Genomic DNA, 25816 nt, shown 5'->3' on the forward strand with positions numbered 1-25816 from the left:
AGCTACCGATTGTCCGCCCGGATCACTGCCGATCTGTTTCCCGGACTCAACCAGGATGTGCCAATGCTCACTTCACTACTGACGTCCATGCCGATGGACAATGACTGGATCAGCTTCGATGTTGCGTCCTTGGGCGAGAACTTCTGGAGCGCCACCTTTGACGGACTGACCTTTGGGTCCATCTACGCGCTCGTGGCCTTGGGTTACACCCTGGTCTATGGTGTGTTGAACCTGATTAACTTTGCCCACTCAGAAGTCTTCATCATGGGCTGCTACGCGGTTTTCTTTACACTCAACGGTTTGGGATTCGGCCCCAACGTTCCGCACCTGTCGCTGGCGTCCATTGTGCTGAACCTCGTGCTGGCCCTGGTGATCGCCATGATCGCCTCTGCCCTCACGGCGTTCCTGGTGGAGCGCGTCGCCTATAAGCCGCTGCGGAAGCGCAATGCACCACGGCTGGTCTTCCTGATCACGGCCATCGGCGTCTCCTTCACCATTCAATACACCATCTATGCCATCCGTGGTCCCAGCCCCGAGGCTGCCGTGACCATGTTCAAACCGACGCCCATCTTCGACGTATTCGGTACCATCATTGATTCCCAGCAACTGGTCATTGTCATTGCGGCCGTCATCATGATGGTTCTCACCGAGCGGTTCATCAGCAAATCCCGCACCGGGCGCGGGATCCGCGCGGTGGCGCAGGATCCCGATACTGCCACCCTCATGGGTGTGAACAAGGAACGCATCATCATTATCACCTTCGTGATCGGCGGTATCCTTGCCGGGGCGGCGGCGCTCTTCTACGTCATGAAGATTCCATCCGGTGTCCAGTACAACGGTGGGTTTGTCTTGGGCATCAAGGCCTTCGCTGCCGCAGTATTGGGCGGCATCGGCAACGTCCGCGGCGCACTGCTCGGTGGCCTGCTGTTGGGCCTCATTGGTAACTATGGCCAGATACTGCTCGGCAATTCGCAGTGGACCGACGTCGTCGCCTTCATGGTGCTGGTGCTGGTACTGCTGGTGCGGCCCGAGGGCATCCTAGGCACCTCCCTTGGAAGGAGCAAAGCATGAGCATGACAGATGGCCCCACCCCGCTGCCGTCCGCAAAAGCGGCGCAGTCTGCTGACGACCGCGAGGCCCTGACCACCGCTCCCGGCGCCAGTATTGCCGGCCGCAAAGGGAAGAAGCCCGGTTCGCTCGGTCAGCGTTGGAATGCGCTCAGCCGTCAGCAGCAGTGGGCATTCCTGCTGATCGTGGTGGTGCTGGCCTACCTGCTGCCGGTTATCAACCCGCCTATCCTGACCACCGAACCGGGCAATAACTTTGGCTTGGCCTGCTTCAATATGGCCCGTTTCGCCCTGATCGCCATCGGTCTGAACGTGGTGATCGGCTACGCCGGCCTGCTGGACCTCGGTTATGTCGCGTTCTTCGCCGTGGGCGCCTACGTCTCTGCGATGCTGACCAGCCCTGATTCGGCGTTTTTGAAAATCCCGTACCTGTGGACCATCCCGGTGGCCATGGCCGTGACCATGTTCTTCGGCGTGCTGCTGGGAATACCTACCCTGCGGCTCCGCGGTGACTATCTGGCGATCGTGACGCTGGGCTTTGGCGAAATCGTGCGGATTTTGGCCACCATCATCCCCGCAATGAAGGGACAGGTCGGCTTCCAGTCCGTGGGGCACCCGCCGGGCACTGCGGCCGACGGGACTCCGATATTCACCAACTCCAACGGCATTCCCTGGTATTGGCTGATCCTGACCATCATCATTATTGTGCTGCTGCTGGTGGGTAACCTGGAGCGCAGCCGCGTCGGCCGGGCCTGGGTCGCTATCCGGGAGGACGAGGACGCCGCCGAGATCATGGGCGTTCCGACCTTCAAATACAAGGTCTGGGCTTTCGCGATCGGCGCCTCGGTCGGTGGACTCTCCGGCGCGTTGGCCGCGGGGCAGGTTGGGTTTATCAGCAATCAGCGCTTTGACGTGTACACCTCCATCCTCTTCGTCGCCGCCGTCGTTCTCGGTGGCGCCGGCAATAAGGTGGGCGCGATTGTCGGCGGCGCACTGGTCAGCTACATTCCGGATCGTTTCACCGCCATTGCCGAGTACAAATACCTGATCTTCGGTATTGCCCTTGTGCTGATCATGATTTTCCGCTCTCAAGGGCTCTTTCCGGCCCGGCAGCGGCTGCTGTCGTATGGCCGTGACGCCTATAAGTGGGCGGTCAAGAAGGACGACGGCGGCGCGAGCGCGAAGCGAACGGCTGGTACGGCGCAGGAGAAGGGAGCACAGGCATGAGCGGGGATCACAACGAGGACCTTCCTCGGCACACGGCGGACTGGCCGGTGGGGGAGCCCGTCGGCACCGACGGTGGACACCCGGAGCGGCACCCGGTCGAGCATCGGGCCGGGCGCCGCGCTGCCGATGCGGAGACTGCAGTTGCGCAGCCCGCCGGAATCAATGAACAAGCCCTGGCCGAGCAGGGAATCGATCTGGACGTCGCCGAAATTGTAGCGCCGGAGCGGGAAATCGGCGTCAAGATCGGTGACAGTCTGGTCCAGGTGCAGAATCTGACCGTGAAGTTCGGTGGCCTGATGGCGCTGGACAATGTTTCGTTTGACATCAAGCGCGGCGAGATCCTGGGCTTGATCGGTCCCAATGGTGCCGGCAAGACCACCTGCTTCAATGCGATGACCGGTGTGTACAAGCCCAGCAGTGGCAAGGTGCTGCTGGAGGGGCAGTCCATCGGGGGCCAGAAGCAGCACAAGATCACCCGGATGGGACTGGCCCGCACCTTCCAGAACATCCGGCTGTTTGGCGAGATGACGGCGCTGGAGAACGTCGTCGTCGGCCTTGACGCCCGGCATAAGACCAGCGTGGGGCGGGCCCTGTTGCGGCTGCCGACTCATGTCCGCGAGGAGAAGTCGGCCATCGAACGCGGCATGGCACTGCTGGACTTCGTCGGGATCGCCGAGCATGCGCATTTCCTGTCCCGGCACCTGCCGTACGGACACCAGCGCCGGCTCGAGATTGCCCGCGCGCTCGCTACGGACCCCAAGGTGCTGTGCCTGGATGAGCCCGCGGCAGGCTTCAACCCGGCGGAGAAGGAAGAGCTGATGACGCTCATCCGCACCATCCGCAACGACGGCTACACCGTGCTGCTGATCGAGCACGACATGAAACTGGTGATGGGGGTGACGGACCGGATTGTGGTGTTGGAGTTCGGCAAGAAGATTGCCGACGGCCGCCCCCGCGAGATCCGTGAAGATCCCCTCGTGATTTCGGCATACCTAGGAGAGCCCGAAGATGACGTTGCTTGAGCTGGACAATGTAAGCGTCCACTATGGCCGGATCCAGGCGATTAAGGACATGTCCTTCACCGTCGAGGAGGGGGAGATCGTCTCGCTGATCGGCGCCAACGGTGCCGGCAAGACGACGACGATGAAGACCATTTCCGGGCTGCTGAACCCCTCGGCCGGATCCATCAAATTCGCCGGGCAGGACATCACCAAGATGAAGGCCCACATCCGCGTGGTGCAGGGCATCTCGCAGGCTCCCGAAGGACGCGGGGTGTTCCCCGGCATGACCGTGTTGGAGAACCTGGACATGGGGGCGTTCGGGCGCAAGGACCGAAGCGGCATGGCGGCGGACATTGCCCGCGTTTTTGCCCTCTTTCCGAGGCTGGAGGAACGCCAGAAGCAGCTCGGCGGGACCATGTCCGGCGGCGAGCAGCAGATGCTGGCGATCGGGCGCGCGCTCATGTCCAACCCCAAGCTGCTGCTCCTGGATGAGCCTTCCATGGGGCTGGCGCCGCAGTTCATCCGGCAGATCTTCAAGATCATCACGGAGATCAACAGCCAAGGCACCACGGTGCTGCTGGTGGAGCAGAACGCCAACCAGGCCTTGGCGCGCGCACATCGGGCCTTTGTCTTGGAGACCGGCGAAATCACGCACAGCGGGACGGGCAAGGAACTGCTCTCCAATCCCGCGATCAAGGAGGCGTACCTGGGCGTCGGCTAGCGCTGGCGTCAGCCCATTGAGCCTTCGCGTTAAACTTTCCCCAGTTTTCGTGGCAGTTTAACAGGCACCGGCGGAGCAGTGGCGCCACTGGCGGCGCAGCTTTGGCGCCACTGGCGGCGCAGCTTTGGCGCCACTGGAGGGAGGGTATTCTTCGGCGTGACGGTTGGCGCGCTGGCTGGCCTGATCCCTGCCCTGGTGGCGGTCCGCGTCAAGGTGATCGACGCGATCCGTTTCTAATGTGGACGCGATCCGCTTCAGATTCGCCCGTCAGTACTCGTCGGAAGTTGCGCCATTGTGGGAACGGGGTTATCCGGCGCTCATCCTATCCGCCGGATAGGTGATGCCCAGCTGGCCGCGGATGCCGTCAAAGAGCGCCATGATGGCCAATGAATCATCCAGCGGCATGGTGGGGCTTTCGGTGAGCCCCTGCTGGATGCAGCGCGTGACTTCGCGCAACTGGTAGGTGTAGCCGCGGCCGGGAAACTCGAAATTCTCCACCCGGGCGGTGCGGGAGCCAACGTGAACGGCGAGTGAGGTCGGATTATTAATCGACCCTGAGGTCCGGATGAAGCCCTCGGAACCGGCGACGACGGCGGACCGCGGACCGAATGCGGTGAGGGAGGAGATGAGCTGGGCATGCGCTCCGGAGGAGTATCCGAGGGTGATCACGTTCTGGCTGTCCACGCCCCAATCCGTGAGGGTGCCGGCCGCGGTAACGGACTGCGGGGCACCCAGCGTCCCCCAAGCCCAGAGCAGGGGGTAAACACTCAGATCGAGCAGCGCCCCACCACCGGCCGCCGGGTCCCAGATGCGGGCCGCGCGGTCCAGCGGGGCCACGAAACTCAGATCCGCCTGGACCCATTGCACGTCCCCGATCTCCCGCGAGGCGGCGATCTCGAAGGCCCGCTGCATTCCTGGGACAAAGCGCGCCCAGACGGCCTCCATCAGGAAGAGCCCGCGCTCCCGGGCCAGTCCGATCAGCTCCGCCGCTTCGCGGGCATTGATGGTCAGGGCTTTTTCGCACAGGACGTGTTTGCCGGCTTCCAGGGCAGCCTTCGCCACGGCATGGTGCTGGGCGTGCGGGGTGGCTATGTAGACCACATCAACCTCGGGATCCGCGACCAGCTGCTGGTACCCCGGCATATTCCCGGCAGACGCGCTCCCGACTGTTCCGCCGTCGTCGTGCTGGCCCCCGTCGTCGTAATAGTGGCGCGCAAAGCCGAAGCGGGCCGCAAAGTCTGCGGCGTTGTGCCGGCTGCGGGAGCTGACGGCCTGCAGCACGGCATCTTCCAACAATGCGAGATCGGTGGTCATGGTCCGGGCAATGTTCCCGGTGGCCACCACACCCCAGCGCAACGGTTTCCCGGTGGCTTTGATGGGATCCGGTGAAGCGGAGGTATACCAGTGCGGCCTGGCGATGTAACGGTTCGGAGTCGTCATCCTGCCATCATGCCAGAGACGCATCGCAGGTTGGAGGGGCAAAGCACAATGGTCCCCGTCCCGGAAAACCGGGACGGGGACCATTCAGCGGCCCGCTGGAGCTGTTTGCCCTGCTGGAGCCTCTTGGTCAGCCGGAACTACTTGGTCAGCGGGGCCAAAACCTTGTCATTGGCATACGCCTCAGCCGCGTTGGCCTTGGTGACGATGACGGGCTTGAGGTAGAAGGTGGGGACCTTCTTGGTTCCATTGTCAGCTTCCGCGTTGGTCGGCGGGGTCTTGCCCGCCTGCAGATCCTTGACCATCCCGATGGCCTGGGTCACCAGAGCGCTGGTGTCCTTGTTGATGGTCGAGTACTGCTCGCCGGCCATGATTGATTTGACGGACTCCACCTCGGAATCTTGGCCGGTGACGATCGGCAGCGGCTTGCCTGCGGCCTTCACCGACGTAAGGATGGCGCGGGCGAGCGTGTCGTTGGGGGAGAGCACACCGTCCAGGGCGGCCGAGGTGTAGCTTCCGGCCAGCAGAGTATCCATACGCTTCTGGGCATTCTCTGCCTTCCAGCCCTGGGTGACGGCCTGTTCAAAGGATTTCTGTCCGGAGACGACCTTCAGCGTGCCATCGTCGATCTTCGGCTGCAGGACGTTCATCGCGCCGTCAAAGAAGACCTTGGCATTGGCGTCATCGGGAGAGCCTGCAAAGAGCTCGATGTTGTACGGTCCGGAGGGCTTCTTGGCCTTCATTCCGTCCAGCAGCGCCTGACCCTGCAGCTGCCCAACCTTGTAGTTGTCATAGGCCACGTAGTAGTCCACGTTCTCCGTGTTCAGCAGGAGCCGGTCATAGGCGATGATGGTGGCACCGGCATCCTTTGCCTGCTTGAGCTGGGTGCCCAGCTGGGCACCGTCGATCGCGCCGACGATGATGACCTTGGCGCCCTTGGTGACCATGGAGCTAATCTGGTTCTGCTGATCGGACACGCCGCCGTTGGCGAACTGAACGTCGCCCTTGAACCCGGCGGTCTTGAGGCCGTTGTTGAACAGACTCTCGGCCAAAACCCAGTTCTCCGAGGTCTTCTGCGGCAGCGCAACGCCGATTTCGGCATCCTTGGCGAAGCCGGCCGCAGCGGAGCTGCCGTTGGCAGAGGAACCGGTGTCCGCGCGGCCACAACCGGTCAGCGCGAGGGCGGACGCCGCGGCAAGGACCGCTATGGTCTTCACCGATTTGTTGAGTTTCAACATGGTTTTCGCTTTCTTTGGTGGGATACATGCCTTGCTGGGAAAAATGTGCTGACGGTGCTTCGTTAGACGCCGGCCGTGCTGGAAATGACTTCTTTCGTTTCGGTCGTCTCGGCTTGAGCCCTATTGCCGAAGTTCCTCATCAACAGCCCGATGAGGGATTTTTTGCCCTGCTTTTTGTTGTAGACGTCGAAGGCGACGGCGGCCAGCAGCACCAGGCCCTTGATAATCTGAGTGATGTCCGCTCCGGCGCCCAGGAGCTGGAGGCCGTTGTTCAGGACTGCCATCACCAGACCGCCGATGACGGAACCAACGACGGTCCCAACGCCACCGGTGACCGCGGCACCGCCGATGAAGACCGCGGCGATCGCATCGAGTTCCCAGCCGACGCCGTCGAACGGACCCGACGCATTGGAGCGCCCGACGAAGATCATTCCGGCGAGCCCGGCGAGGACGGCCATATTCATCATGACCAGGAAATCCACCCTTTTGCTTTGCACACCGGAGAGCGCGGCAGCATGACGGTTACCACCGACGGCATAGATGTGCCGGCCGGTGATGGTCCGCGACGAAATAAACCCGTAGATCAGCACCAGGACACCGAGAATGATGCCCGGGATGGGGAAGGAAGTGCCGGGACGACCGGTGGCGAAAAGGTAGGTGGCGTAGACGACGGCTGCCGATAGAAGCACGAGTTTGATGATGGATACCCATAGCGGGGACACCTCGGCGCCAATGGACTCGGCGTTCTTCCGGGTATGGACCTCGCCCCAAATGATCGCAGCGACGGCGATCAATCCAATCAGCACTGTGAGGTTGTTATAACCGGTGTTGGGTCCGATCTCGGGGAGGTAGCCGGCGCCAATGTACTGGAAATCCTTGGGCACAGGGACGGTATTGGATTTGCCGACGAACTGGTTGGCGCCACGGAAAAGCAACATTCCCGCCAAGGTCACAATGAAGGCCGGGATGCCGACGTAGGCGACCCAAAAACCCTGCCACGCGCCGATGATCGCGCCCAAAATCAGGCCGATCAGGATGCCCATATACCAGGGCAGGTGCCAGTCACGCATGGTGATCGCGACGACGATGCCCACGAACGCGGCGATGGAACCGACCGACAGGTCAATGTGGCCTGCGATGATCACCAGGACCATGCCGATGGCGAGGATGAGGATGTAGGCATTGCCATTGAAGAGGTTGATGACATTGTCAGGTGTCAGGGTGAGACCGCCGGTGAATACCTGAAAGAAGACAATCAGGAATAACAGAGCGAAGATCATCCCGAACTGGCGGGTGTTGCCGCCGAAGAGCTGTTTTATGGCATTCATGATGTGGATCCTGTTTCTTCCGTGGTTCAGGCGGATTTCTTGGCCGCGGTCATAAGTTTCATCAGGGATTCCTGGCTGGCAGCTTCTTTGCTGACGACGCCGGTGATGGCGCCCTCGAAGATGGTGTAGATCCGGTCGGAAATGCCCAAGAGTTCCGGAAGTTCCGAGGAAATCACGATTACTCCCTTGCCCTGATTGGCGAGCTGCTGAATGATGCCGTAGATCTCGTACTTGGCGCCGACGTCGATGCCACGGGTCGGCTCATCCAGGATCAGCAGATCGGGGTCGGTGAACATCCACTTGGCCAACACCACTTTCTGCTGGTTGCCGCCGGAGAGCTTGGAGACGCCTTCATCCACGCTGGGAGCCTTGGTACGCAGCTGTTTGCGGTATGACTCGGCAACGGCGTATTCCCTGTTCTCATCCACCACGGAATACGTGGAGACCTTCTGCAGCGCCGCCGACACGGTTGTTTCCTTGATGTCGTCCAGCAGATTAAGGCCTAGGGTCTTACGGTCCTCGGTGACGTAGCCGATGCCGTGCCGGATGGCCTGTGGAACGGTGCGCAGACTGATCTCCTTGCCGTCCTTGATGATCTGACCGGAGACAAAGTTTCCATAGGAGCGGCCAAAGACGGACCGTGCCAGCTCTGTGCGCCCGGCACCCATCAGTCCGGCGAAGCCGACGATTTCTCCGCGGCGGACGTTAAAGCTGGAGTTCTTGCACACCAACCTGTCGGGGACCTGAGGGTGCCGCACGGTCCAGTTCTTGACCTCGAAGAAAACCTCACCGATCTTCGGTGTGTGGTCCGGGAAGCGCGATTCAAGTGTCCGCCCCACCATGCCCTTGATGATGCGGTCCTCATCGACGCCGTCGGCCTTCACATCAAGCGTTTCGATGGTCTTGCCGTCGCGGATGATGGTGATGGAATCCGCCACCTGTTCGATCTCATTGAGCTTGTGCGAGATCATGATGGAGCTGATGCCCTTGCTCTTGAGCCCACGGATCAGGTCCAGGAGATGCTGGGAATCGGATTCGTTGAGGGCGGCGGTTGGCTCGTCCAGGATCAGCAGTTTGACGGATTTGTTCAACGCCTTAGCGATCTCCACCAGCTGCTGCTTGCCCACACCGATCTCCTTGACGGGGGTGTCCGGGTCATCCCGCAGGCCCACGCGGGCCAGCAGATCGATGGACCGGCGCCGAGCCTGGTTCCAGTCGATGGCGCCAAACTTTGTCGGTTCATTGCCTAAGAAGTTGTTTTCGAGGATAGAGAGTTCGGGGATCAGAGCCAGTTCCTGATGGATGATCACGATTCCTGCGGCTTCGCTGGCTCGGATATCCTTAAATTCGCAGACCTGTCCCTGGTAGAAGATCTCCCCGCTGTAGCTGCCGTACGGGTAGACGCCGGACAGTACCTTCATCAACGTTGATTTTCCGGCGCCGTTCTCACCGCAGATGGCGTGGATCTCATCAGCCCGCACGCTGATGGAGACGTCGGCGAGCGCCTTCACACCAGGGAACTCTTTGGTGATTGAGCGCATCTCCAGGACTACCGGTCTGCTGGACACCATGATCTTCTCCGCCTCCAAAGCGACTTCTTTGTCGTACACGTTGGTCAAAACCGGCCGCTGCAGCGCTGCGGCCACGGTCCTGTTCCTGCATGGGCCGGAAACTGCGGGCAGCTGCATGCCTGAAGAAAAGTAAACTCGGTCACAGTACTTGTCGTCAAGCCTTTAACGCAAAAACCCGAGGATAGCCCATTTTAGGGGCGGCGGATCCGCTGATGCTGGAAGACCAAGGACGCGGCGCCCAAAGCTTCCGCCCGGTCGCCAAGGGAGGACATGGCCAAGGTTGTGCTCTCGCCGACCACGGGTACGGCATGGCGCAGCAGGCCGCGCCGGATCGGATCCAGCAGCAGGTCATCGAGGCCGGCCAGCGGGCCGCCCACCACAATGACTTCGGGATTTATCAGGTTGGCTACGTTGCCGATGGCCCGCCCGACGGCGAGTCCGGCGTCGTCAATGACCCGAAGCGTCGCGGAATCCTTCGCCAGTGCGCGCCGCACGATGTCTCCTACGGTCAAGGGTTCCACCGCGCCGCGGCTAAGGAGTTCGATCATGGTGGCCGTTGACGCCACCGTTTCCAGACAGCCGCGGTTGCCGCAACGGCAGATCGGTCCATGTTCGTTGATGGTGGCATGACCGATCTCACCGGTCACGCCGACATTCCCGTAGTACGGCGCCCCGTTGAGGATGAGACCGGCGCCGATTCCGCTGCCGATTTTGAGGAACATCAGATTGCTGACCGACCTGTGCGGGCCCCAGGTGACCTCCGCCAAGGCGCCAAGGTTCGCGTCATTGTCCGCGTAAACAGGAAGCTCCAGAGTCTTTTCCAAGCGTTCAAGGATGTTAATTCCAACCCACTCGGGCAAAATGGCGCCTTGCACGACGGTGCCGCTCCGCCGGTCGATCGGCCCCGGAATGCCGGCGCCGGCACCAACGATCAGGCTCCGCGGTATGTTGGCCTCAGCGAGCAGCAGATTCAGCAGGTCCGCGGCCGCCGCGATGCTCTCGCTGGCGTGGTGTCCCAGCGGCAGCGGGAGCGCCCTTTCCGCGACGACCTGATAGCCGAGGTTGGCCAGCACGACGCGGACGTGGCTGCGGCCAAAGTCAATGCCGACGGCGACAGCACCGTTGCCGTTAATGGTGACGGAGAGGGCGCGGCGGCCGGAGCTGGTGGTGGGGGCGGTTGAAACGAGGCCCTTGGCCGCCATGCTCTTGACGATGTTGGAGACGGTGGCCGTGGAGAGACCGGTGGAACGCGATATCTCCGCTTGGGTCGACGGGCCGGCGCCGAGCAGGGCGTCAATGATGCGCTGGCGGTTCAGCAGACGCAGCGCAGGCTGCGACCCCGGATTGCGGGAGCGCCTCTTCGTCGGGGTGGTCGTGCGGTCTTCTTCGGCCATAAGTAGTACAGTGCATCAATCGACCCTTGTAGTCAAGAATTGAAGGCAACACTTCGCGCCTCCTCCCCAACTGAGTAGCAGTTATCGCACTCAAACCGCGTTTTGAGTGCCGCAACTGCTACTCAGTTGGGGCGGCGTGAATCTCCTTGTGGGCTTTCCCCAGCTCAACGTAGTGGCTCGCGTTCTCCCGGACGCCGTCGAACTCCTCCTGCGTCAGTTCCCGGCGTACCTTCGCCGGCACGCCTGCTACGAGCGAGCGCGCCGGAATCACTGCGCCCTCCAGGACGACGGCGCCGCCGGCCACCAGGGAACCGGCGCCGATCACCGCGCCGTTCATGATGGTGGCCCCCATGCCGATCAGGCAGTCGTCCTCCACCGTGCAACCGTGCACCACTGCACCGTGACCGATGCTCACGCCGTTGCCCACCGTCGTCGGAAATCCGGGATCCGAGTGCAGCACGACGTTGTCCTGCAGATTAGTGCCCGAGCCGACCCGGATGGCGGACGTATCGGCCCGTACCACCACGCCGTAGAAGGCGCTGGAGTCGGCACCCAATTCCAAGTCGCCGATCAGGGTGGCCGAGGGGGCGACGAAGGCGGAGGCGGCAACAGCGGGTGTCTTGCCACCAAATGTAATAAGCGAAGTCATGGCATCGATGCTACCCGCTACCGGACGTTCACCCCTGTGCTAACATCCGGACCATCGCGCCGAGGATCTTTCGCCCCAGATGCCATCCAGGTGGGATGATCTGCCCCGCTCGGGGGACAGTCGGATGGTTATTCTGGAATCCGGACATCCGAAACGGAGACATCGCAAAAAGAGAGGTTGGCCGCATGCTGCTCGCGGTTCTTCAGGGCCGGGCCCAGACCCTGGAAATCGGGGCCAATCTGGCCGCCATCGATGTGGCGGCCGCCCGGGCTGCCACGCGTGGGGCTACGGTGCTGCTCACGCCCGAGCTATTCCCTGTCGGTTACGCGCCTCTGACGGTCCGGGCGGAGCTGGATCCGGCCACACTGCCGCGATTGGCCAGCCGGCTGGCCGCCATTGCCGTGCGCCATGGCATTGCACTGGTCTACAGCCTGCCCTCGGTCCGCGAGAACGGGGACTGGAACATTTCGGCCACCCTGCTGGACCGGTCAGGTGCGGAACTACTCACCTACGCCAAGGTCCATCTCTTCGGCCCCGAGGAGCGCCAAGCCTTTGCGCCCGCGGACCAGCCGCCCGCTGTCGTCGACTTCGCCGGCCTCCGGACCTCGGTGCTGATCTGCTATGACGTTGAGTTTCCCGAGCCGGTGCGCGCAGCAGCCAGTCGCGGCGCCGAGCTGCTGCTGGTCCCGACCGCGTTGGGGCACGGGTATGCCAGCGTGCCCCAGGTGCTGCTGCGGGCCCGTGCACTGGAGAGCCAACTGGCCATCGGCTACGCGAACCACTGCGGCACGGAGGGCGGGACACGCTTTGGCGGCGGGAGCATCATCACCGGGCCCGACGGCGGGGTGTTGGCGCAGGCGGGCAGCGGCGAGGAATTGCTTTTTGCGCAGATAAACCGGGCAGAAATCCACTCCGCCCGAGCGGATGTACCTTATCTGAGCGACCGCCGGCCGGACCTATACGGGCGCTGGGAGGGCCGGTAGCCCGGGGCCACGAGGCATCAGGCCCGAGAGCCGCCGAGACGGTCACGGTAACGAATCCGCGTACTGCAGGCCGATCCACAGCTCCGCCCGAGTCTGCGCGTCGTTAATGTCGTATTGCAGCAGCTCGGCCAGCACACCGATCTGCCGTCGGACGCTATTGCGGTGCAGGCCGAGCGCTTTGGCCGCACCGTCCCAGCTGCCGTTTTCACCCAACCAAGCCCGTAGGATGCCAAGCAGCGTCTCCCGCCGCTCAGGATCCAGCCCTAGCAGTGGGGCAAAGAGCCGTCCGGCCAGCATGCTGCCGGCTTCCGGCCCCAGCAGCCCGGTGACCGACCAAGTCACCGCGTCCACCCGCAGGTTCTGCTGCGTGCTCTGGACCCGGGAGCGCAACGAGGTGGCACGCTTGTATGCAGCCGGCAGGTCGTTGAGCTCAGTGGGATCCCCCACGACGACGCGCCAGCCCAACTTGTCCACCTCGGCCAGCAGGGCGTCGTCGACCCTCAGCCGGGTGATCGCTGCGAAGCCGTAGTCGGTGATTTCCACCAACTTGGTTTCGAAGAGCCGACGCCACTGCAGCAGTTCGCGCACCGGGCTGTCAATGCTGCCTCGCTGCGCGTGATCCAGTGCGTCCACGTTCACTCCCTGGACGACGCGCATCGGAGCCGTGCGGGTGGACGTCAGGCTTTGCGCCAGCAGGTCCTTGGCCGCTGTAACCTGCCGGCCGCTGCCGCCGGTCATTGTCTCCGGGTGCAGCAGTAGCGCCACGGCCAGCTGGCTGGGCGCCAGTGACCCGCTGGTGCGTTGGCGGATGAGCAGCTCCAACAGTCCGACGGCAGTGGAGACCACATTGTTTTGCGCCGGGGTGAGCCGCTCGTCGGAGCCGATCACCAGCGCGCCCAGGGTGGCGTCACGGGAGCTGCGCAGCGGGTGGCCGACGACGTACCGGGAGCCGGCGGCGGCGAAGGACTCCAGCTCCAGCCGGGGGCCGGAGCCGGACAGTAGCCGGTCCAGCATGGATGCCAGCGAGGCGGAGTCCAGCGGTGATTTGCCGGCTCGTGCGCGGATCCGGCCGTCCCCGCCGACCAGCACCGCCCAGCAGGGAAAACGCTGGACCAGGGCACGGAGCAGCTCGTGCTCCGGCCGCGGGGAGAGCACCCCTCGCATCAGCACCCGGTTGGCTTCGGCGAGCTGGCGGAAGACCTTGGCGCCTTCGGATTCGAGTAGCTGGGCGAACTGCAGCCCGATGGCGGCAAAGGGCACCGACGCCGGCACCTGGATCAGGGTCAGGTTCCGACGCCGGCAGGAATCGATCAGCGTCTGCGGCACGGCGTCGTGGTACGGCGTGAGCCCGAAGCCCAGCGCGCACACCTTCGCTTCCACGAGCCGAACCACGTAGGCGTCCACCAGCTCCGGCCGGCCGCCCTCGCCCACGAACGGCAGACCGGCCGTGAGGATGAATTCGCCGTCCATCAGGTACGGTGTCGGGTTCTCCAGCTCGCTGGGCTCCACCCACCGTAGGGTGGCGTCCCGACCCTCGCGTCCCTGGTTCGCATCATGGAGCACGACGAGGTCATCGGGCAGTTCGCGACGGAACTGCGCAAGGGTAACGAGCCGAAACTGGGAATCCAGCTTCTCAGAAAGCAGCGGCATGCTCTGCTCCCGGCCCGCCAGCGCCGAGCCGTCCCGAGACCAGATGCTCCGGTAGGGTGGAATTTAGTGCAATACATCTCATAAATGACCATCGTAGGGCATTATGCACAAGCTCGAGAGCTGGGTCACGGTCCTATTCTGGATCAGGGGAAACCACCAACAACGCACGACAAGGAAGTCAATGGTGCCTGTGCCCAGCCAACTGAAACAGCAGACCTCGCCCGCCAGCGGGCCGACATCTACCCGGACCGGCCGCCAAGGCCGAGACCGAGGGCGCGGCGGTGCCCGTCCGGCAGTCGGACTCGGCAGCCAGCTGCTCCGCCGCAAGCCGCTGGGCCAGATGGTCCACGAAGCCGGCAGCGGCTCGAATGGTCCCAAGCTGATTCGCAGCTTTGGCGTGCTGCAGCTGACCATGATCAGTGTCGGCGCCACGCTCGGCACCGGCATCCTGGTAATCCTTGGCGACTCGGTGCCGCTGGCCGGCCCGGCGATTTGGATTTCTTTCGTCATCGCCGGCCTGGCCGCACTGTTCTCCGCCGTCGCCTACGCGGAAATGGCCGGACTCGTGCCGGTGTCAGGGTCCAGCTACTCGTACACCTACGCCACGCTGGGGGAGGGGATGGCCTGGATCTGCGGCTGGTGCCTGGTGCTCGAATACGCCGTCTCCGTGGCCGCCGTCGCCGTGGGTGCCGGACAATACGTCAACGAGACGGTCTCCACCTTCGGCCTGAGCATGCCGGACGCCATCTCACAGCCGCCGGGCTCCGGAGGGGTGCTCAATGTGCCAGCCATGGTGATTGTCCTGCTGGCCATGGCCCTGCTGGTGCGCGGCGCCAAGGAAAGCGCCTGGATCAACACCGCCATCGTAATCATCAAGATCGTCATCCTGCTCTTCTTCTGTGTGATCGCGTTCAGCGCGTTCAACTCCGGCCACTTCGCACCGCTGATGCCGATGGGCGCCGCCGGCGTTTCGGCCGCCGCCTCCCGGGTTTTCTTCTCCTACATCGGTTTCGATGCCGCCTCCACCGCCGGTGAAGAGGCACGCAACCCGCAACGGGACCTGCCGCGCGCCATTATGCTCTCCATGGTCATCGTCACCACGCTCTATGTGCTGGTGGCCGTCGCCGCCGTCGGCGCCCGCGAATGGACTTGGTTCGAGGGAACCCAGGCCGCACTGGTGCAGATCCTGCAGGAAATCACGCACCAGCCGTGGATCTCCGTCGTCTTCTCCGTCGGTGCCGTGCTGGCCATCGTCAGCATCGTGCTGACGGTACTGTACGGACAGACCCGGATCCTGATGTCGATGTCCCGGGACGGACTGGTGCCGGAGGTTTTCGGCCGGATTTCCGCCCGCACCGGCACCCCGGTGGCCGGCACGCTGATCGTGGGCATCGTAGTCGCCCTCACCGCCGGCCTGATCCCGCTGGGCGCGCTGGCGGATGCCACCAGCATCGGCACCCTGTTCGCCTTCGCGCTGGTCAACTTGGCCGTGATCTACCTGCGCAGTAAGCGTCCGGAGCTTAAACGCAGCTACCGCGTCCCGCTCTATCCGCTGACACCCATCCTGGGCTCGCTGATGTGCGTCTACCTAATGATCAACCTAGGTGGCATCACTTGGCTGGTCTTCGCTGGCTGGATGCTGGTGGGGTTCGCGGCCTACTTCGGCTACGGCCGCCGGCATTCCAAGGTGGCACAGCTGAACACCGAAGAGTACCGTGTGCTTGCCACCAGCTCGTTCGACGACGAACCCGTGAAAGTTGGGCAGCCATGACGATCGCCACCGATCCGCAGCAGCCGCCGGCACCGGGCACGGCGCCGATCACGATGCTCAACCCGGATTTCCCCTTCAGCTACGACCTGTACCTGGCGCACCCGGCCGGGCTGGGCTCGGTTCCGGCGGAGCTCTATGGCACCGAGGTAGCCGTGGTAGGGGCGGGCCTGTCCGGGCTGGTGACCGCGTATGAGCTGATGAAGTTGGGCCTGCGACCGGTGCTGTATGAGGCGGATCAGCTCGGCGGCCGGCTGCGCACGGCCAGCTTCCCGGCGGCCCCCGACGTGGTCGCGGATTTGGGCGGGATGCGCTTCCCCGCCTCCGGCCGGGCCTTCTACCACTACGTGGACAAGCTGGGACTGGCGACGACGGCGTTCCCGAATCCGCTCGCGGAGGTTACCTCCAGCACGGTCATCGAACTGGCCGGCACCTCGCATTACGCGCGAACCAGTGCGGACCTGCCGCCGTTCTTCCACGAGGTGGCCGAGGCCTGGCGCGCCGCAGTGAACGATGGCGCCCAATTCGCCCAAATGCAGCAGGCCATCCGTGCCCGCGACACCGGCCGGATCAAGTCACTGTGGAACGCGCTGCTGCCGGAACTGGACGAGGAGACCTTCTACGGCTTCATCGCGCAGAGCAAGTCCTTCAAGGACGCGGGCTTCGCGCACCGCGAGGCCTTCGGCCAGGTCGGCTTCGGCACCGGCGGCTGGGACACCGACTTCCCGAACTCCATCCTGGAGATCCTGCGCGTGGTCTATACGGACGCCGACGACGGCCACCGCTCCCTGGTGGGCGGGGCGCAACGCCTGCCCGAGGCGCTCTGGCACCACTCGCCCTCGGACATTTCGCCGTCGGAGATGAAGCACTGGCCCGCAGGAACCTCGCTGGCGTCGCTGCACAACGGCTCCCCGCACGGGGCGGTGGCGAAGATTTCCCGCGCCCCGGACGGCAACATTCGCGTCCAGGAACGCTGGGGCCGCACGGCCCGTTACCCGGCCGTGGTGACCACCTGCCAGTCGTGGCTGCTCTCCACCCGGATCCACACCGAGGAAGGGCTCTTCGCGCCCGAAATGTGGACCGCGATCGAGCGCTCGCACTACATGCAGTCCTCGAAGACCTTTGTCATGGTGGACCGGCCGTTCTGGAAGGACGTCGATCCGGACACCGGCCGTGAGGTGCTGTCCATGACCCTGACGGACCGGCTGAACCGCGCCACCTACCTGCTGGACAACGGCCCGGGCAAGCCCGCCGTCATCCTGCTCTCGTACACCTGGAACGACGACGCGCTGAAGTGGCTGGCGCTGAGCTCCGAGGAACGGGTGGAGCTGATGCTGCATTCGCTCAAGCAGATCTACCCCACGGTGGACATCGCCTCGCATATTGTCGGCCAGCCGATCACCGTGTCCTGGGAGGCGGACCCAAACTTTATGGGTGCTTTCAAGGCGAACCTCCCGGGGCACTACCGCTACCAGCAGCGGCTCTTCACGCACTTCAAGCAGGACACTCTGCCGCCGGAGCGGAGCGGGATCTTCCTGGCCGGAGATGACGTGTCCTTTACGGCCGGCTGGGCCGAGGGTGCGGTCACAACCGGGCTGAATGCCGTCTGGGGCGTGGTGCGGCATCTGGGCGGCAGCTCGGCGCCCGGCAACCCCGGCCCGGGGGACCTGCTGGACGAGCTGGGCCCGGTGCCGCTGGACTGAGGCGGGGCAGCGATCAGTTGAAGACGACGGTACGGTTTCCATCCAGCAGCACGCGGTGCTCGGCATGCCACTGGACCGCCTTAGCCAGCGTGCGGCCTTCCACATCGCGGCCCATCGCCACGAACTCCTTGGTGGAGTGGGCGTGATCGACGCGGATGACCTCCTGCTCGATGATGGGGCCCTCGTCCAATTCGCCCGTGACGTAGTGGGCGGTGGCGCCAATAATCTTCACACCGCGGGCATGGGCCTGGTGGTAGGGGCGGGCTCCCTTGAACGCGGGCAGGAAGGAATGATGAATGTTGATGGCCTTGCCGGCCAGCTCGGTGCACAGCTCATCGGAAATGACCTGCATGTAGCGCGCCAGCACCACGAGCTCCACGTTGTGCTCGGCGACCAGTGCCCGCAGCGCGTTCTCGGCGTCGGACTTCGTTTCGGCCGTCACGGGAATGTAATGGAACGGGATGCCGTAAAACCTGGCCAGCTCCGCCAGCTCACGGTGGTTGGAGACGATGGCCGGGATTTCAATGGGCAGGGTGCCCGAACGCTGCAGAAACAGCAGGTCGTTGAGGCAGTGGGCGGCCTTGGACGCCAGGATCAACGTACGGACCGGAGCGCCTGCGGGGTGCAGCTCCCAACTCAGGGAAAACTCGGCAGCAACGGACTCCAGCTGGCTGCGCAACCGGGGATAGGAGGTGCCGGTTTCCACCGCCACACGCATGAAAAAGGTGCCCGTGACCGGATTCCCGTATTGCTGGGAGTCCGTTATGTTGCATCCGGCGGCCAGCAGCGAACCGGACACAGCATGCACGATTCCCGGCCGGTCCGCGCAGGACAACGTCAGGATGAAGCCGGGCTTTGCGGCGATTGCTGTCTCGGTCACCCGATTAAGGGTACCTGCGGTCGCGCCGCAGACCGGCGGTTGGGGCCGGCACGCCCGTAATAAAGGACGCCTGTAATACAATTAGCGGTGTTGTGACTGGCGTTAGGTGGGGCACCACCGGGGAGCAGCGGTGTGCAAGACCACGGATCGTACGCCTGGGCCGAGGGTCGCGTTTTGCTTGTTGAACCTCGGCAACTGCGTTCCGCCGCCTCGGCTGCGGGCGCCGTCCGTCAACCGGTAGCCTGACCTGTAGCAGTTTCCTCACGCCCACCCAGGAGTCTTCGTGTCTACTCAATCCGCCCAGTCAGTGACCAATCTCCCGCTCGCCGAGCTGGATCCCGAGATCGCCGCCGTCCTCAAGGACGAACTCGGCCGCCAGCGAGGCACCCTCGAAATGATCGCCTCGGAAAATTTCGCGCCGCGGGCGGTGCTCGAAGCCCAAGGCTCCGTGCTGACCAATAAATACGCCGAGGGTTACCCGGGGCGCCGGTACTACGGCGGCTGCGAATATGTCGATGTCGCGGAAAACCTGGCGATCGAGCGGGTTAAGACGCTGTTCGGAGCGGAGTACGCGAATGTGCAGCCGCACTCGGGCGCCCAGGCCAATGCCGCCGCACTCGCGGCGATGATCACACCCGGGGACAAGATCCTGGGTCTGTCGCTGGCCCACGGCGGCCATCTGACCCACGGCATGAAACTGAACTTCTCGGGCAAGCTCTACAAGGTTGCCGCCTACCAGGTCGAACAGGATACTTTCCGGGTCGACATGGACAAGCTGCGAGAGCAGGCCATTGCCGAAAAACCGCAGGTCATCATCGCCGGCTGGTCCGCCTACCCGCGGCACCTTGACTTCGCGGCCTTCCGTTCCATCGCCGACGAGGTCGGGGCGCTGCTCTGGACAGACATGGCCCACTTTGCCGGTCTGGTCGCCGCAGGACTGCACCCGTCCCCGGTCCCGCACTCCGACGTCGTGACCTCCACCGTGCACAAGACGCTGGCCGGCCCGCGCTCGGGCGTCATCCTGGCTAAGCAGGAGTGGGCCAAGAAGATCAACTCCGCCGTTTTCCCCGGTCAGCAGGGCGGACCGCTAATGCACGTCATCGCCGCCAAGGCCGTGGCCTTTAAAATCGCAGGGGGAGCGGAGTTCAAGGAACGCCAGGAGCGCGTGCTGGAAGGTGCCAAGATCATCGCGGACCGGCTCAGCGAGGCCGACGTGGCGAAGTCCGGCGTCTCGGTGTTGACCGGAGGCACGGACGTTCACCTGGTGCTGGTGGATCTGCGCAATTCCGAGCTGGACGGCCAGCAGGCCGAGGATCTGCTGCACGGCGTGGGAATAACCGTCAACCGCAACGCCGTACCGTTTGATCCCCGTCCGCCCATGGTGACGTCCGGGCTGCGGATCGGCACCCCGGCCCTGGCTACCCGGGGCTTTGGTGCGGCCGAGTTTACCGAGGTGGCTGACATCATTGCGACCGCGCTGAAGAACGGCCCGGCCGGTGATCTCGAGTCCCTGCGCGCTCGGGTGGAGAAGCTGACCGACGATTTGCCGCTGTACCCCGGCCAAGAGGAATGGTGATCCCGTGACCAACAGCATGAGTCCCACGCGCGCGAAGACTCCCTTCGGCACGCCGGTAGCGGCGCAGGTTCTGGACGGAAGGGCGACGGCGGCGGCCGTGAAAAGTGAGCTGGCCGTCCGTGTCGAGGCGCTCAAGAGGCGTGGTATCACGCCCGGTCTCGGCACGGTCCTGGTCGGCGAAGATCCCGGCAGCCAGTGGTACGTGCTGGGTAAGCATCGTGACTGCGCCGAGATCGGGGTCAACTCGGTACGCCGGGATCTGCCGGCGGACATCAGCCAGCAGGAGCTGGAAGCCGTGCTGGATGAGCTGAACGCGGATCCGAACACCACCGGCTACATCGTCCAGCTCCCGCTGCCGGACCACATCGACACCAATGCCATTTTGGAGCGCGTTGACCCGGCGAAAGACGCCGATGGCCTGCACCCGACCAATTTGGGCCGGCTGGTGCTCAACGTCAGTTCCCCGGTGAACGCGCCGCTGCCTTGCACGCCGCACGGCATCGTGGAGCTGCTGCTGCGGCACAAGATTGCGCTGAACGGCAAGAAGGTGCTGGTGATCGGCCGCGGCGTCACCGTGGGACGCCCGTTGGGCCTGTTGCTGACCCGGCGCTCGATCAACGCGACGGTGCTGCTGGCGCACACCGGCACCCTTGACCTTCCGGAACTGCTGGCGATGGCCGACGTGGTGGTAGCCGCGGTGGGGATGCCGGCAATGATCCAGGCCGCCGAGCTCAAGGAAGGCGCGATCGTGCTGGACGTGGGTGTGAGCCGGGTGGTGGACGAGGAAACGGGCAAGTCCAAGATTGTCGGCGATGTCGACCCCGACGTAGCCGACGTCGCCAGCTGGCTCTCTCCCAACCCGGGCGGTGTGGGGCCGATGACGCGTGCCATGCTGCTGGCAAATGTGGTGGAGGCGGCCGAGCGGCAGGCAGGCATCATCGCGGACTGACCCGCTGGCAATGTGAGGTGCCCACAAGGGGGCGGTTCACGCCCCATGGCCCACTACGGGCACCTCAGGTTTCCGCCGGTGGTGGAACGTCCTGCCATCGGCGGTGGCTTTTGACATACTGAAGGCATGTATTCTCTCGGCAAAGACGGTGGCAGAAGCCCGCAGCGGCCCGGCCGATGGACCGGAACCGGGACCATTGTGCTGGCCCTGGTTTTCCTGGTGGCGCTGGTCTTCGCGGCCAACAGCAATGATGTGCTTGGCTGGTTCATCGCCGCCGTTGCCCTGGGCTGGCTGGCCCTCTCCACCTTTGTCTACATCGGAGTGCACAAGGCCGCCCGCTTCGGCGCCGAGCAGGTCCGCCGGGCCCAAAGCACCCTGGCCGGGGTCAACGGAGCCGGCGGTCCGCCGGCTCCGGCGGGAAAGAAAGCGCGCGGGACCGCCCTGATCGACGACGGTTCTGCCGGCATCCGCGATTTGAAGCTGGACCACAGCTTCAAAATTATCCAGGTGCAGGCCGGCCTAATCGAGGAACAGCTGGGCCGGGGAACCGGCGCCGATTCCGCGGCCATGATGCGCGCGCTGGAAACGATTTCGATCACCGCCCATAACGGTCGTGGCATGGTCAGCAACAGCGGCGGATCCGACGACGGCGGCCCGGTCAGCGGCGTCGTTCTCGACTAAGGCGGGCGGCCGGGAGCGCGGACACAGGCCGCGGTTTGCGCGATGCGCTGAAACGGTAAAGTGGAACGGGTGAGCATGTCAACGAATACAGCAACGGCACCAGGGCAGTTGGCCACGGGGCAGTTAGTCACCGCACGGCAGTTATCCGCCACAGAGCCCCTGACGGCAACCATGACAGAGCTGGTGCCTGCGGCGGCAGACGTCCCCGGAACGGCGCCCAAGAACGGCCTGCGGATCGCCTCCGTCAATGTCAACGGGATTCGGGCCGCCTATAAGCGCGGCATGGCCCAGTGGCTGGCCGCGCGGGACGTGGACATCCTGGCCCTGCAGGAAGTCCGTGCGCCGGACGCAGTGGTGCAGGACCTGCTCGGCGACGAATGGCACATTCTGCATGCCGAGGCCGAGGCGAAGGGCCGCGCCGGCGTTGCGATCGCCTCCCGCCGGGACCGGATCCAACCGGTGGAAACCCGGGTGGGGATCGGTGATGATTACTTCGCCGCCGCCGGCCGCTGGGTGGAGGCCGATTACCGGGTCACCGACGCCGACGGGCAGACCAGAAAGCTCACCGTTGTCAGCGCCTATGTGCATTCCGGGGAGGTGGATACACCCAAGCAGGTCGACAAGTACCGCTTCCTTGACGTTATGGCTACGCGCCTGCCGCAACTGGAACGGGAGAGCGACCATGCCCTGGTGGTGGGAGACCTCAACGTCGGTCACACCACCTTGGACATCAAAAACTGGAAGGGCAACGTCAAGCGGGCCGGTTTTCTGCCGGCAGAGCGCGCCTACTTCGACAGGTTCTTCGGCGACGAATTCGGCTGGGCCGACGTGCACCGCCGGCTCGCCGGTGAGGTTGAGGGCCCCTACACCTGGTGGTCGTGGCGTGGGCAGGCCTTCGACAATGACACGGGCTGGCGCATTGACTACCACATGGCCACCTCCGCACTGGCAGCGGCGGCCGGCGCCGCCGTCGTCGACCGCGCGCCGTCCTGGGACACGCGCTTCTCCGACCACGCGCCGCTGGTGGTCGATTACCGGCTCGGCGTCCAGCCCTAGGCACCCACCTATCCCGCTATCGAGATTTGAGAGTTCAGAATTGATGACTGCAGCACGCCAGCGCATCCTCTCCGGAGCAAAGCCCACCGCCGATTCCCTGCATCTGGGGAACTACATCGGCGCCGTGCGCAACTGGGTGCAGATGCAGTCGGAGTACGACGCGGTCTTCTTCATTCCCGACCTGCATGCGGTGACTGTTGATTTCGAGCCGGACATGCTGGCCAGGCGGACCCGCACGGTTGCCGCGCAGTACATCGCGGCCGGAATCGACCCGGAGAAGTGCATCTTCTTTGTCCAGTCGCAGGTGCCCGAACACGCCGAGCTGGCCTGGGCGCTGAACTGCATTACCGGCTACGGTGAGGCCGCACGGATGACGCAGTTCAAGGACAAGACGCAGAAGGGCGGTTCCGAGGCCGCCACGCTGGGACTGTTTGCGTACCCGACCCTGATGGCAGCGGACATTCTGCTCTACCAAACGGATCTGGTGCCGGTGGGCGAAGACCAGCGTCAGCATCTGGAACTGACCCGGAACCTGGCCCAGCGCTTCAACGCCAGGTTCGGCGAAACCTTCACCGTGCCCGATGCGAAGATCCTCAAGGAATCAGCCAAGATCTATGACCTGCAGAATCCGGTGGCCAAGATGTCCAAAACCGGGGAATCCGCCAGCGGGTCGATCCAGCTGCTGGAGGATCCGAGGATTGCCGCCAAACGGATTAAAACCGCGGTGACGGATGACGGCACCGAGGTCCGCTTTGATATTGAAACCAAGCCCGGTGTCTCCAACCTGCTGACCATTTATTCCACCCTCACGGGGCAGCAGATCCCCGAACTGGAGCGGCTCTACGAGGGCAAAATGTACGGGCATCTGAAAGCGGACCTGGCCGACGTGATGGTCGACTTCATCACTCCGCTGCGGGACCGGACGAACGAACTGATGTCCGATCCGGCGGAGCTGGACCGGCTGCTGGCCGGCGGTGCGCGGCGGGCCCGGGAAATTGCGTCGGTGACGCTGCGCCAGGTGTACGACAAAATGGGCTTCCTCCCGTTGCAGGGTGGCCGCTAGCACCATGGCCAAGTCAGCCGATCAGCGTGCATCAACGAGGGCCGCCGGCAGCGGCGAGCTCCTGAACGCGCACGCCGACGGCCGGCTAAAGGCCGGCGCGGATCCTGACCCCCGCTGTGTGGGGATCATCGTGGCGCTGCCCGAACCGTTGGCCACGGAAATCACAAACTTCAGGCGCACCTTCGGCGATCGGCTGGGGGCCGTCATCCCGGCACACATCACCTTGGTGACCACCACGCCCGCCGAGGACTGGGAGGAAACCGTCGGACACGTGCGCGAAGTGGCGCGGGAGCAGCGTCCCTTTACGGTGGCCGTCAGCGGGACCGCTTCATTCCGCCCCGTGTCACCGGTGGTCTATCTGCAGATTCAGGAAGGGTTTGAGGAGTGCGTCCGGCTGCACGAAAAACTCCAGAGCGGGCCGCTGGCACGGGACCTGGCCTTTAACTTTCATCCGCACATCACCGTGGCCCACGACATCGGCGCCGCGGGTCTGGACGAGGCCGCGGGAACGCTGGAGGACTTTGCGGCCACCTTCCCGGTAACCGGGATGGGGCTTTACGAGCATGATAGTTCTGGTGTGTGGCTACTAAAGGAAGAGCTGAACTTTGGCGGAACGTCTGAAAAACAAAGCACCCGACGATGCGAAGCCGCTGCCGACCGAGCTGGCAAAACTCAGGCTTGAGGTAATTCGCAAGCAGACCGCCTATGGGCGCGCCAAGCGGGAGGGTGCCGGCCGGCTCGGCGTCTTCATCGCCTGGCTGAACTCTCAGCTGGCCCGAGCCAACACGTTGCGCCCGCTGCGCACGATGGCACAGTACAACATGAGGCGCGGCCCCGTGATGGCCGCCGGCATCGGCTTCACCATGTTCTTTTCCATCACCGGTCTGCTCACCACCGGGTTTTCGATCGCCGCGCTGGTCCTGAGATCCGACAAGGTTCTGCTGGACGCGTTGGTTGCCAGCGTCGCGACGAGCGCACCCGGACTGTTGAAGGTCGACGGCGGCGATGGTCTGGTCGATCCGCAGTCCCTGCTGAATCCCGCCGGGCTCGGGTGGACGGCAATCATCGCCGCCGTCGTCACCATCTTCACCGCGCTGAATTGGATCGCGTCGCTGCGCATCGGCATGCGGGGCGTGGCGGGGGCCCCCGCGCCGACAGTAAATCCCGTGATGATGAAGCTTAAAGACGCCGGGACGCTGCTGCTGCTGGGCGTTGCGCTGGTGCTCACCGCCGGGGTGACGGTGATCTTCGGCGGTGCGCTGGACGCCATCACCACCGCCCTCAAACTCGACCCGGCAGTGGCGAATCCCGCAGGTTTCGGACTCGGGGTCTTGGTGGCCGTCGCGCTGAACTGGCTCACCGCGACCATCTTGTTCAGGCTGGCAGCGGGGCTGAAACCGGACCGCGGAATTTTCCTGCAGTCCACCCTGCTGGCGGGCGTGGGTGCCACTGTTCTCCAGCTGCTCAGCGGGCTCCTGCTGGCCAGGGCGGGAGCAAACCCGCTGCTGGCCCCTTTCGCGGTCATTATCGGTCTGTTGATCTGGTTCAACTTCGTCAGCCAGGTTTTCCTGATTGCGGCCGCGTGGTCCGCCGTCGGGCAGGCCGACATTAATGCGGCTGTTGTCCCAGCGGATCAGCGGGGCCGGGCGCGATCCCTGCGGCGTGCCTGAGGAGCCCTCCGGATAAACGACTTAGCAGTAGATGTCCGATACGGGGCCGAAACGGACACCTGCTGCTGAGTCGATGGGGGTGGGGGCGCCGGTCTGCCGCGGAGGACTGGACCCGGCGGCTCAGACCGGGCCGTCAACCATTCAAGGAACCGGTGACGGAAACCCGGGGCGTGTAGAACCTCCAGACGCTGACAACTGGCGGCG

General features: G+C 64.1%; 23 protein-coding genes and 1 riboswitch. Of the genes, 15 read left to right on the forward strand and 8 right to left on the reverse strand.

All coding sequences use genetic code 11. The features are described from left to right. Positions 1–63: 63 nt before the first annotated feature. The 5 genes from ACLLJI_RS03500 to ACLLJI_RS03520 all read left to right on the forward strand — a co-directional run bounded on the left by ACLLJI_RS03500 (position 64) and on the right by ACLLJI_RS03520 (position 4253). Positions 64–1071 carry a branched-chain amino acid ABC transporter permease gene (locus ACLLJI_RS03500; RefSeq protein WP_283558540.1) on the forward strand — a complete coding sequence of 336 codons (1008 nt, stop codon included), beginning with the start codon at positions 64–66 and terminating at the stop codon, positions 1069–1071. Further along, a complete protein-coding gene (locus tag ACLLJI_RS03505) occupies positions 1068–2294 on the forward strand; it encodes a branched-chain amino acid ABC transporter permease (protein WP_283558541.1) in 1227 nt (408 codons plus the stop codon). Before ACLLJI_RS03500 ends, ACLLJI_RS03505 begins: the two co-directional genes overlap by 4 nt. After that, complete coding sequence (locus tag ACLLJI_RS03510) at positions 2291–3316, forward strand: ABC transporter ATP-binding protein (protein ID WP_434617977.1); 1026 nt, start codon at positions 2291–2293, stop codon at positions 3314–3316. The genes ACLLJI_RS03505 and ACLLJI_RS03510 overlap by 4 nt, the downstream gene beginning before the upstream one ends. After that, the gene (locus ACLLJI_RS03515; RefSeq protein WP_283558542.1) at positions 3303–4016 is read left to right on the forward strand and encodes an ABC transporter ATP-binding protein; all 714 of its coding nucleotides are present in this window, start codon (positions 3303–3305) and stop codon (positions 4014–4016) included. Before ACLLJI_RS03510 ends, ACLLJI_RS03515 begins: the two co-directional genes overlap by 14 nt. A gap of 78 nt (positions 4017–4094) precedes the next feature. Then, positions 4095–4253: a hypothetical protein gene (locus ACLLJI_RS03520; RefSeq protein WP_434621792.1), complete on the forward strand. Its 159-nt coding sequence runs from the start codon at positions 4095–4097 to the stop codon at positions 4251–4253. 69 nt (positions 4254–4322) lie between these two features. Here the strand turns inward: ACLLJI_RS03520 and ACLLJI_RS03525 are convergent, their stop codons facing one another. From ACLLJI_RS03525 to ACLLJI_RS03550, 6 genes are all read right to left on the reverse strand, one after another. After that, positions 4323–5456, reverse strand: a complete 1134-nt coding sequence (locus tag ACLLJI_RS03525) for a Gfo/Idh/MocA family protein (protein WP_434617981.1) — start codon at positions 5454–5456, stop codon at positions 4323–4325. A gap of 137 nt (positions 5457–5593) precedes the next feature. Then, positions 5594–6691 carry a substrate-binding domain-containing protein gene (locus ACLLJI_RS03530; protein WP_434617984.1) on the reverse strand — a complete coding sequence of 366 codons (1098 nt, stop codon included), beginning with the start codon at positions 6689–6691 and terminating at the stop codon, positions 5594–5596. A gap of 62 nt (positions 6692–6753) precedes the next feature. Continuing rightward, entirely contained in the window at positions 6754–8019 is a 1266-nt protein-coding gene (gene mmsB, locus ACLLJI_RS03535; RefSeq protein WP_434617987.1) for a multiple monosaccharide ABC transporter permease, read from the reverse strand. 26 nt (positions 8020–8045) lie between these two features. After that, positions 8046–9590 carry a multiple monosaccharide ABC transporter ATP-binding protein gene (mmsA, locus tag ACLLJI_RS03540; protein ID WP_434621146.1) on the reverse strand — a complete coding sequence of 515 codons (1545 nt, stop codon included), beginning with the start codon at positions 9588–9590 and terminating at the stop codon, positions 8046–8048. A gap of 191 nt (positions 9591–9781) precedes the next feature. Next, entirely contained in the window at positions 9782–10984 is a 1203-nt protein-coding gene (locus tag ACLLJI_RS03545; RefSeq protein ID WP_434617990.1) for an ROK family transcriptional regulator, read from the reverse strand. 118 nt (positions 10985–11102) lie between these two features. After that, a complete protein-coding gene (locus ACLLJI_RS03550; protein ID WP_283558547.1) occupies positions 11103–11633 on the reverse strand; it encodes a gamma carbonic anhydrase family protein in 531 nt (176 codons plus the stop codon). Between the two features lie 185 nt (positions 11634–11818). Between ACLLJI_RS03550 and ACLLJI_RS03555 the strand changes: the two genes are divergently transcribed. Further along, complete coding sequence (locus tag ACLLJI_RS03555; protein ID WP_434617994.1) at positions 11819–12616, forward strand: carbon-nitrogen hydrolase family protein; 798 nt, start codon at positions 11819–11821, stop codon at positions 12614–12616. Between the two features lie 42 nt (positions 12617–12658). Here ACLLJI_RS03555 and ACLLJI_RS03560 read toward each other — a convergent pair whose 3' ends face one another. Then, positions 12659–14266 (reverse strand): PucR family transcriptional regulator ligand-binding domain-containing protein, encoded by a 1608-nt coding sequence (locus tag ACLLJI_RS03560; RefSeq protein ID WP_434617997.1) that lies wholly within the window; start codon positions 14264–14266, stop codon positions 12659–12661. Positions 14267–14606: 340 nt separating this feature from the next. Between ACLLJI_RS03560 and ACLLJI_RS03565 the strand changes: the two genes are divergently transcribed. Both ACLLJI_RS03565 and ACLLJI_RS03570 read left to right on the forward strand, forming a co-directional pair. Continuing rightward, entirely contained in the window at positions 14607–16037 is a 1431-nt protein-coding gene (locus ACLLJI_RS03565; RefSeq protein WP_434621149.1) for an amino acid permease, read from the forward strand. Beyond that, positions 16034–17737: a flavin monoamine oxidase family protein gene (locus ACLLJI_RS03570; protein ID WP_434618000.1), complete on the forward strand. Its 1704-nt coding sequence runs from the start codon at positions 16034–16036 to the stop codon at positions 17735–17737. The genes ACLLJI_RS03565 and ACLLJI_RS03570 overlap by 4 nt, the downstream gene beginning before the upstream one ends. A gap of 13 nt (positions 17738–17750) precedes the next feature. Here the strand turns inward: ACLLJI_RS03570 and purU are convergent, their stop codons facing one another. Then, the gene (gene purU, locus ACLLJI_RS03575; protein ID WP_434621152.1) at positions 17751–18602 is read right to left on the reverse strand and encodes a formyltetrahydrofolate deformylase; all 852 of its coding nucleotides are present in this window, start codon (positions 18600–18602) and stop codon (positions 17751–17753) included. A gap of 97 nt (positions 18603–18699) precedes the next feature. Continuing rightward, positions 18700–18785, forward strand: a riboswitch (ZMP/ZTP riboswitch). A 115-nt stretch (positions 18786–18900) separates the two neighbouring features. Here purU and glyA point away from each other — a divergent pair. The 7 genes from glyA to ACLLJI_RS03610 all read left to right on the forward strand — a co-directional run bounded on the left by glyA (position 18901) and on the right by ACLLJI_RS03610 (position 25612). Then, positions 18901–20193 (forward strand): serine hydroxymethyltransferase, encoded by a 1293-nt coding sequence (gene glyA, locus ACLLJI_RS03580; RefSeq protein ID WP_434618003.1) that lies wholly within the window; start codon positions 18901–18903, stop codon positions 20191–20193. A gap of 16 nt (positions 20194–20209) precedes the next feature. Beyond that, the gene (locus tag ACLLJI_RS03585) at positions 20210–21142 is read left to right on the forward strand and encodes a bifunctional methylenetetrahydrofolate dehydrogenase/methenyltetrahydrofolate cyclohydrolase (RefSeq protein ID WP_434618006.1); all 933 of its coding nucleotides are present in this window, start codon (positions 20210–20212) and stop codon (positions 21140–21142) included. Between the two features lie 126 nt (positions 21143–21268). Beyond that, positions 21269–21823 carry a hypothetical protein gene (locus tag ACLLJI_RS03590; protein ID WP_434618009.1) on the forward strand — a complete coding sequence of 185 codons (555 nt, stop codon included), beginning with the start codon at positions 21269–21271 and terminating at the stop codon, positions 21821–21823. A gap of 171 nt (positions 21824–21994) precedes the next feature. Further along, positions 21995–22879: an exodeoxyribonuclease III gene (locus ACLLJI_RS03595; protein WP_283558553.1), complete on the forward strand. Its 885-nt coding sequence runs from the start codon at positions 21995–21997 to the stop codon at positions 22877–22879. Positions 22880–22922: 43 nt separating this feature from the next. Beyond that, positions 22923–23942, forward strand: a complete 1020-nt coding sequence (gene trpS, locus ACLLJI_RS03600; protein ID WP_283558554.1) for a tryptophan--tRNA ligase — start codon at positions 22923–22925, stop codon at positions 23940–23942. A gap of 4 nt (positions 23943–23946) precedes the next feature. Continuing rightward, the gene (locus tag ACLLJI_RS03605; protein WP_434618014.1) at positions 23947–24624 is read left to right on the forward strand and encodes a 2'-5' RNA ligase family protein; all 678 of its coding nucleotides are present in this window, start codon (positions 23947–23949) and stop codon (positions 24622–24624) included. Beyond that, the gene (locus ACLLJI_RS03610) at positions 24548–25612 is read left to right on the forward strand and encodes a YihY/virulence factor BrkB family protein (RefSeq protein ID WP_434618017.1); all 1065 of its coding nucleotides are present in this window, start codon (positions 24548–24550) and stop codon (positions 25610–25612) included. Before ACLLJI_RS03605 ends, ACLLJI_RS03610 begins: the two co-directional genes overlap by 77 nt. Positions 25613–25816: the final 204 nt, after the last annotated feature.

It is taken from the genome of Arthrobacter sp. A5 (assembly GCF_051131705.1).
Taxonomy (GTDB): domain Bacteria; phylum Actinomycetota; class Actinomycetes; order Actinomycetales; family Micrococcaceae; genus Arthrobacter_M.

Excerpts from the sequence above, each read along its gene's own strand:
- ACLLJI_RS03500 (WP_283558540.1), top strand. The coding sequence starts at position 64 with ATGCTCACTTCACTACTGACGTCCATGCCGATGGACAATGACTGGATC.
- ACLLJI_RS03505 (WP_283558541.1), top strand. The coding sequence starts at position 1,068 with ATGAGCATGACAGATGGCCCCACCCCGCTGCCGTCCGCAAAAGCGGCG.
- ACLLJI_RS03510 (WP_434617977.1), top strand. The coding sequence starts at position 2,291 with ATGAGCGGGGATCACAACGAGGACCTTCCTCGGCACACGGCGGACTGG.
- ACLLJI_RS03515 (WP_283558542.1), top strand. The coding sequence starts at position 3,303 with ATGACGTTGCTTGAGCTGGACAATGTAAGCGTCCACTATGGCCGGATC.
- ACLLJI_RS03525 (WP_434617981.1), bottom strand. The coding sequence starts at position 5,456 with ATGACGACTCCGAACCGTTACATCGCCAGGCCGCACTGGTATACCTCC.
- ACLLJI_RS03530 (WP_434617984.1), bottom strand. The coding sequence starts at position 6,691 with ATGTTGAAACTCAACAAATCGGTGAAGACCATAGCGGTCCTTGCCGCG.
- mmsB (WP_434617987.1), bottom strand. The coding sequence starts at position 8,019 with ATGAATGCCATAAAACAGCTCTTCGGCGGCAACACCCGCCAGTTCGGG.
- mmsA (WP_434621146.1), bottom strand. The coding sequence starts at position 9,590 with ATGGTGTCCAGCAGACCGGTAGTCCTGGAGATGCGCTCAATCACCAAA.
- ACLLJI_RS03545 (WP_434617990.1), bottom strand. The coding sequence starts at position 10,984 with ATGGCCGAAGAAGACCGCACGACCACCCCGACGAAGAGGCGCTCCCGC.
- ACLLJI_RS03550 (WP_283558547.1), bottom strand. The coding sequence starts at position 11,633 with ATGACTTCGCTTATTACATTTGGTGGCAAGACACCCGCTGTTGCCGCC.
- ACLLJI_RS03555 (WP_434617994.1), top strand. The coding sequence starts at position 11,819 with ATGCTGCTCGCGGTTCTTCAGGGCCGGGCCCAGACCCTGGAAATCGGG.
- ACLLJI_RS03560 (WP_434617997.1), bottom strand. The coding sequence starts at position 14,266 with ATGCCGCTGCTTTCTGAGAAGCTGGATTCCCAGTTTCGGCTCGTTACC.
- ACLLJI_RS03565 (WP_434621149.1), top strand. The coding sequence starts at position 14,607 with ATGGTCCACGAAGCCGGCAGCGGCTCGAATGGTCCCAAGCTGATTCGC.
- ACLLJI_RS03570 (WP_434618000.1), top strand. The coding sequence starts at position 16,034 with ATGACGATCGCCACCGATCCGCAGCAGCCGCCGGCACCGGGCACGGCG.
- ACLLJI_RS03585 (WP_434618006.1), top strand. The coding sequence starts at position 20,210 with ATGAGTCCCACGCGCGCGAAGACTCCCTTCGGCACGCCGGTAGCGGCG.
- ACLLJI_RS03590 (WP_434618009.1), top strand. The coding sequence starts at position 21,269 with ATGTATTCTCTCGGCAAAGACGGTGGCAGAAGCCCGCAGCGGCCCGGC.
- ACLLJI_RS03595 (WP_283558553.1), top strand. The coding sequence starts at position 21,995 with ATGACAGAGCTGGTGCCTGCGGCGGCAGACGTCCCCGGAACGGCGCCC.
- trpS (WP_283558554.1), top strand. The coding sequence starts at position 22,923 with ATGACTGCAGCACGCCAGCGCATCCTCTCCGGAGCAAAGCCCACCGCC.
- ACLLJI_RS03605 (WP_434618014.1), top strand. The coding sequence starts at position 23,947 with ATGGCCAAGTCAGCCGATCAGCGTGCATCAACGAGGGCCGCCGGCAGC.